This is a genomic window from Rhodoferax sp., assembly GCF_023700745.1.
GTDB lineage: Bacteria > Pseudomonadota > Gammaproteobacteria > Burkholderiales > Burkholderiaceae_C > Rhodoferax.
Map to the genome: position 1 here is coordinate 1 of NZ_JAMPYG010000033.1, position 6,269 is coordinate 6,269.

The 6,269-nt window shown below is 60.0% G+C and carries 4 protein-coding genes and 1 pseudogene; 3 read left to right on the forward strand and 2 right to left on the reverse strand.

What is annotated here, in order from left to right:
- The first annotated feature begins 197 nt into the window (after positions 1-197).
- Positions 198-1,172 carry a DmsE family decaheme c-type cytochrome gene (locus tag NDJ10_RS15180; RefSeq protein WP_296163841.1) on the forward strand — a complete coding sequence of 325 codons (975 nt, stop codon included), beginning with the start codon at positions 198-200 and terminating at the stop codon, positions 1,170-1,172.
- Positions 1,173-1,206: 34 nt separating this feature from the next.
- The gene (locus NDJ10_RS15185; protein WP_296163843.1) at positions 1,207-3,363 is read left to right on the forward strand and encodes an MtrB/PioB family decaheme-associated outer membrane protein; all 2,157 of its coding nucleotides are present in this window, start codon (positions 1,207-1,209) and stop codon (positions 3,361-3,363) included.
- 69 nt (positions 3,364-3,432) lie between these two features.
- Here NDJ10_RS15185 and NDJ10_RS15190 read toward each other — a convergent pair whose 3' ends face one another.
- Positions 3,433-4,740: a HipA domain-containing protein gene (locus NDJ10_RS15190; protein ID WP_296163845.1), complete on the reverse strand. Its 1,308-nt coding sequence runs from the start codon at positions 4,738-4,740 to the stop codon at positions 3,433-3,435.
- Positions 4,737-5,129 carry a helix-turn-helix domain-containing protein gene (locus NDJ10_RS15195; RefSeq protein ID WP_296163848.1) on the reverse strand — a complete coding sequence of 131 codons (393 nt, stop codon included), beginning with the start codon at positions 5,127-5,129 and terminating at the stop codon, positions 4,737-4,739. Before NDJ10_RS15195 ends, NDJ10_RS15190 begins: the two co-directional genes overlap by 4 nt.
- A 371-nt stretch (positions 5,130-5,500) precedes the next feature.
- Here NDJ10_RS15195 and NDJ10_RS15200 point away from each other — a divergent pair.
- A pseudogene (locus NDJ10_RS15200) lies at positions 5,501-6,269 on the forward strand (hypothetical protein); the annotation flags it as partial.

The window sequence follows — 6,269 nt, forward strand, 5'->3', positions numbered from 1 at the left end:
GCCTGCCACGACTCTGCCAAAGCCATTGAGCACGTCACCCTGAACATTGGTGACCCAGGCGCTGTGTTTGGCACCAGAACGCAGGCTGACCTCCTTGGCCTGCCTGCTGAAACCTGCAACGACTGCCACGCGCCCGGCGCACGTCAGGCCGTTGATCTGGTTCACGGTCAAAAGTAAACTTGAATGAAGGAGTTGGGATGAGAATCAAGCGTGTTATTGCCCTTGCAGGCCTGTTGGTATCGGCTTGGCTCAGCCCGGCTTGGGCTGCCGAAGAGGCCGAGCCCAAAGGGGCGGCCTTCTGCGTGACCTGTCACGACTCGGATGACATGACCGACAACAGTCGGTCTGCGCATGGCTTTGTGGCTGACAAACGCGCGCCGGATTGCATCAGTTGCCACCGCGCCAGCGAGGCGCATGCCTACAACCCCGCCAAGCTCAATCCGCAACCCAAGCCCGATGTTACTTTCGGCAAGGCGTTTGGCAAAGTCAGCACGGTCGCGGCTGACGACAGAAACCGCTCTTGCCAAAGTTGCCATGACAAAGACCAGAAGCGAGCTCTGTGGTCTGGTTCTGCCCATGAGAACGCGGGTATCACCTGCGACACCTGCCACCAGGTGCACGCCAACAAAGACAAAATCCTGAACAAGAAAGCACAGGCTGAAACCTGCTACACCTGCCACAAGGAGCAGCGCACGCAGTTGAACAAGCCATCGCACCACCCTGTTCCTGAAGGCAAGATGACCTGCTCGGACTGCCATAACGTGCACGGTTCAGCAGGCCCCAAACTCGTCAAGCGTGACAGCATCAACGACACCTGCTACACCTGCCACGCCGAAAAGCGCGGCCCCTTCGTGCAGCAGCACGACCCGGTGGCGGAAGACTGCAGCACCTGCCACAACTCACACGGCAGCACCATTGCCGGCATGCTCAAAACGCGTGCGCCCATGCTGTGCCAGCAGTGCCACACCCCGCATGCCACCGGCAATGTCGGCGCCCTGGGCGGACAAAGCGGCGTTTACACACTGGCGCCTGGACAAACCCTGCCTCAGGTCACCGGCTTGTCCAGCGGCAAAAATGTTGTCAACATGTGGCAGGGCCGCAGTTGCATGAACTGCCACACGCAGGTTCACGGATCCAACAGTCCATCAAGCACCAACCCATTGATGCGCTGAAGCACGGAGACCCATCATGATCAGGCCACATTCCATGTTTACTTTTCAGCGCACCGCACTGGCTCTGGCAGCCTGCGCAGCCTTGTTCCCCGCACACGCCCAAAGCCCGGCCGAAACCACCATTTCAGGCGGACTGGGTGTGTTCAGCGCCAAAGGCGCTGACCGCGCTCTGTTCAACCAATACAGTGGCAGCGACAAAGACAACAGCGTTGCCGCCATGCTGGACATCGATTACAGCCTGCGCCAGGACGAGACCGGCGACTGGGTCGATTTTCAGGGCTATGAGTTGCTGGGCGACATGCGCGAGCTGAACCTGGTCTGGAAAAAGCCAGGCGAATGGAAACTCACGGCGGAGTACGGTGAACTGGTGCGCAACGAGCCCAACCAGGTCAACACCGGTCTGGTGAACCCCGGCTCTACCACACCACAAGTGGTCGCCGTGTCACCCGGAACCGGCGCCAATGTCGATTTGCAGACCAAGCGCACCAAACTGGGCGTGGGTTACACCAAGATCATCAGCCCGCGCATGCAATTGGCGGTTGACCTCAAGACCGAAAAGAAAGAGGGTTCCCGCCTGTTTGGCATGGGGTTCAACTGCGCCACGGCGCTTGACCCCGCTTGCCTGGGGGGCACCGCCACCAGTGTTGGCTGGGCCAGCTTGATGCTGCCGGAGCCCATTGATGCCAACCACAGCCAGATCGAAGCGCGCCTCAGTTACGCGCTTGAAAAACTGCGTTTCAGCCTGGGCTATTACGGCTCGTTCTACCGCAATGCCAACACGGCCCTCAACCCGAGCGTCAGCGGCAGTTTATTCAATCCGGTGGGCACGCTGTTGCCCGCCACCGCAAGCCTGCTGGGTTACCTGAACCAGTCCGTGGCTTTGTCGCCAGACAACCAGGCGCACCAACTGGACCTGAGCGGCAACTACGACTTTACCGACAAAACCCGTGCTAATTTCAAGCTGGCCTACAGCACCGCGTCGCAGGACGACGGTTTCAGTTCACCCAGCCGCACCGGGCTCACCAGTCTGGATGGCGAGGTTAAAACCAAGCTGGCGCAGTTCGGCATCACCTCACGCCCCATGCCCAAGCTGTCACTGCTGGCCAATGTGCGTTACCAGGACAAAGACGACCAAACGCCCATCGCCTACTACAACCTGGACAGCGTGGGCGGCAGCCTGGCCTATACCAACCGCCATCTGTCCAATCGCAAGACCGGTGCCAAAATGCAGGCCAGCTGGCAGTTCAATCCGGACTACCGTGGCACGGTGGGTGTTGACTACGAAGCCATCGACCGCGGTGAGTTCACCGCCACCAGCGCCATTGCCGGTACCAGTGCACTGCGCCAGAAAACCGATGAAACCAGCGTGCGCGCCGAGCTGCGCCGCCGCATGTCAGAGAACATGAGTGGTGCCATCAGCTTGTCCAGCAGCGAGCGCGATGGCTCGGGCTGGCTCAGGGACAACGCCGGTCTGGGAGTGACTGAGGTCAGCGTTTCCGACCCCTCCCTGGCAACGGCGGTCTTCATGCCCACGCTGGCCGACCGCCAGCGCGACAAGGTCAAACTGCAAGCCGACTGGACGCCCAACAAAGACCTGTCGCTGCAGTTCAGTGCCGAGCATGGCACCGACAAGTACAACACGCCCAGTGTCTATGGCCTGCACGACACCCGCATGAACCAGTTCAACGTGGATTGGGCCTATGCGCTGTCATCCAAGTGGGCGCTCAACGGCTACCTGTCGCGCGGCCAGCAAACATTCAACCAGACCCGCTATGCCGGCTATGTGATGAGTTTCGAGAACACCAGCGCCAACATCGGCCTTGGCTTTACCGGTAAACCCACCAGCCAGCTGCAAGTAGGCGGCACGCTGTCTTATGTGGACGACACCAGCAAATACACGCAAGGACTCGACAGCACGGCCAGCGCCTACAGCGCCGCATCGCTGGCAGCCAGTGGCGGCCTGCCGGACATCACCTTCCGGCAAACCGCACTCAAATTGTTTGGCACCTATGCGCTCGACAAAAAGTCTGCCCTGCGGGTTGACCTGATTCACCAGAAATCAAATTACAACGACTGGACCTGGTCTTACAGCGGCGTGCCGTACCGTTACTCTGACGGCAGCACCGTGACACAAAATGCCGATCAAAGCGTCAGCTTTATCGGGGTCACCTATATTTACGAACTGAAGTAATTCGCTGCCAGTAGCCTGGCCGCCATCGCTCAGGCCAGGCCATCTCACTTTGTGAAGCGCGAGGGCGCATCACAGCTGGATACAGTCCTTCAGTTCGGCTCGGTCCTCTGCCGACAGCCCCAACAACCGAGCCTTGTTCTCCCAAGTGCCCAGCACCCGACGAAGCCGCGCCAGGTCCTGTTGCGCCTGCTCGCGGCTCACGCGGTAGAACTCCGCCGTGGCCATTACCGTGGCCAGATCCGGCTCGGTGCTGCTGTCGTCCAGCGCGAGCACGTGTGTGTCTTTCTTGATGGACGGGTTCATGTCATAGGCAGGCGCCAGACGCCAGCCACCGGTATGCCGGATAAAGCCGTGATTACGCAGGTGGTCGTCCCGGTTGGCCACCGCGACGTTGAAGAGCACGCGACAAAACAGCTCATGCAGGTCGTGCTCTATAAACCCCTCCACGCCGTGCCGGGTGGCGATGAACTGGGCCAGGTCCAGATAAGAGGCCGCTTCGCTGTCGGTGCGCCCCAGCAACGCCATGGCAGACGTGAAGAAGCGCCGGCACCCGGCGTTGCGGTCAAAGCGCAAGGTCACGAAGGTGTGAAACCCCATGCCGATGCAATCAAGCCGCGCCGCAGAAACGTCCAGTCCGAACTCCTTGGCCAGTTGGTGCAGCAGCATCTCGCGCAAAGCCCAATCGTGCTCGTCGTCTGCTGAAGGAAACTTGGCAATCCACAGACGCCCAAGACCATCTCGCAGGTTGGCCTTGGGCCGCGCACCGCCCAGTGACGCACCTGGGGCCACCAACACCTTGAGCCACTGCTGCAGCAAGTCCAGGTCGTCAACCTTTTTGCGGGTGAGCTCCAGCGCCACCGCCTGCAGCTCGTTCAGGTGGGTGAGTGCCGGCACAGACAGCGTGTCGTTGGCCAGGCAGGTGCCTTCGGCAAACACCGGTGGCAAACCTTGCTTGAGTTGCTTGTCTGATTGCAGTGCGGAGAAGCGAAGTGCGCCCATGCGGGTGACGTCCTGTACGCCCAGGAAGAAGTCCCAGGTGCGCAGTTCTCGCCGGGCCCGGCCCTGTTGCTTGGCTTCCACCAGCTCGCGTCGCTTCATGAGGACTTGGCCCCAGCGGTCCGGGCAGCTGTCCAGGAAGATGCCAAAGTTGGAGTCCTTGGGGTGGAAGTTGCCGCCGGCCAGGGCCAACTCCGGGTCCAACGCAAACGCCGCCCCGTTTTTTAGCCAGAGTGGGGCGTATTCGAAGCGCACCGATTCCGCTCCGACGCGGTGCAGCCGTCCCAGGTGGGTGAGTGGACCGAATGAATCGTCATCAAGCCATACTTCCAGCCCGTCGGGGGTGGCCTTGGGGCCTACTTGTGGTGCTTGCGCACTCACGTTGACTCTCCCGGCTCATCCTTGGATTCGTCATGCGAAGAAACGTCAGTCGAAGAAGAAGGTGCAGGCACCGCAGACTTTCGCTTGGTGGAGCGACGTGGCACGGACAGCTCGGCGTCCTGCAGACGGCGGCCCACGGGGTCGTCAGCGGCCACCAGGTCCAGGGTGCGTTCCAGCCCCAGGGCGCTGAGCACCCGAAGGTAGGTGCCCAGGGTTACCGCCGCGTCGCCTTGCTCGACCTTGTTGAGCGTGGGGCGGGAGACCCCTGCGCGTTCGGCCACCTGGGTCACGGTGAAGCGCCTGCGCAAACGGGCTTCGCGCAGGCGTTGCCCCAGCTCGCGCAGCATGCGGGACTGACCAGGATAGAGGATTGGGGCTTTTGATGGCATAACAGAAATCATTGTAATCAAATAACCACTTTTTTGTAAAAAATGGATTCTGTTATAGGGTGTACTGAGCTCCATCGCGCTTCAGGCAAAAACCTGCCCCGTGCGCAACGGCATTCGCGCCGGCACCCCGCCGAGGGGGCACCGTAGTAACCCAATGACGATCACGAAAAGCCCGCTGGTTAACCCCAGCGGGCTTCGGTTTTTTCACGCCCCGCGCATGCCGTTGTTTTACCCGCACTCGATGAAAGGTTAATTGAAATAAGCTTGATCTATCGCAAAAGTTTGGCACTTTGAAGACGCAGTCTCACTTATGTAAAGCTTTTGTAAATTGATAATGAAACCTTCCTGCATCAACGCCTAAGGAGGCTTACGTGAAACATATCGAACTCGCAAGGAAGAGTCAATCTTCCTCTCATTGGACCAGGCTTGCTGCGGCAAGCCTGCTTGCCGTGGCGGCCCTGGCCGGTTGCGGCGGTGGTGACGATGGCTCACCTGGCGCGACCGGCGCAACGGGTGCTACGGGTGCCACTGGTGCCCCTGGTGTGGATGCCACAGCCACCGTCAAAGTCGCGGCGCTGAGCCCTGAACAATGGGCAGCCTCCAGTTTCACGGGTACCGTTACAGCTGTCACCATTGCCAGCCCGCCGGTCGTCTCCTTCAAGGTCACAGACTCTGCAGGGAATCCGGTTGTTGGTCTCGGCAGTACGTCCCAAAGCGCAACGGCTACCTTGCCGAGCTATCCCAACCTGTCTTTTGCCATAGCCAAATTGGTACCCGGTGCCAATGGCAGCCCCAGCAAATGGGTCAGCTATGTTGTGACCACGGTCCCAACCAAGAATGCTACTACAGGAGCCATTACCGCAGCAGCACCCACTCGCCCCAGTACCGATAACACCGGTACCCTGGTCGATAACGGTGACGGTAGCTACAAATACACCTTCTACCGTGACATCACCAAGATCAAGGCTGATGTCGCCGCCATGACCGTGACTGCACCTAACGTGTTGGCCGATCTGGGCGATCTCACTTACGATCCAACACTCACCCACCGTGTGACCGTCGCCATTTCAGGTAACGCTCCCGGCACTGGCACGAACACTGCCAATGGGGTGCAAGTTGTTGCCGGCGTACCCATGAAAA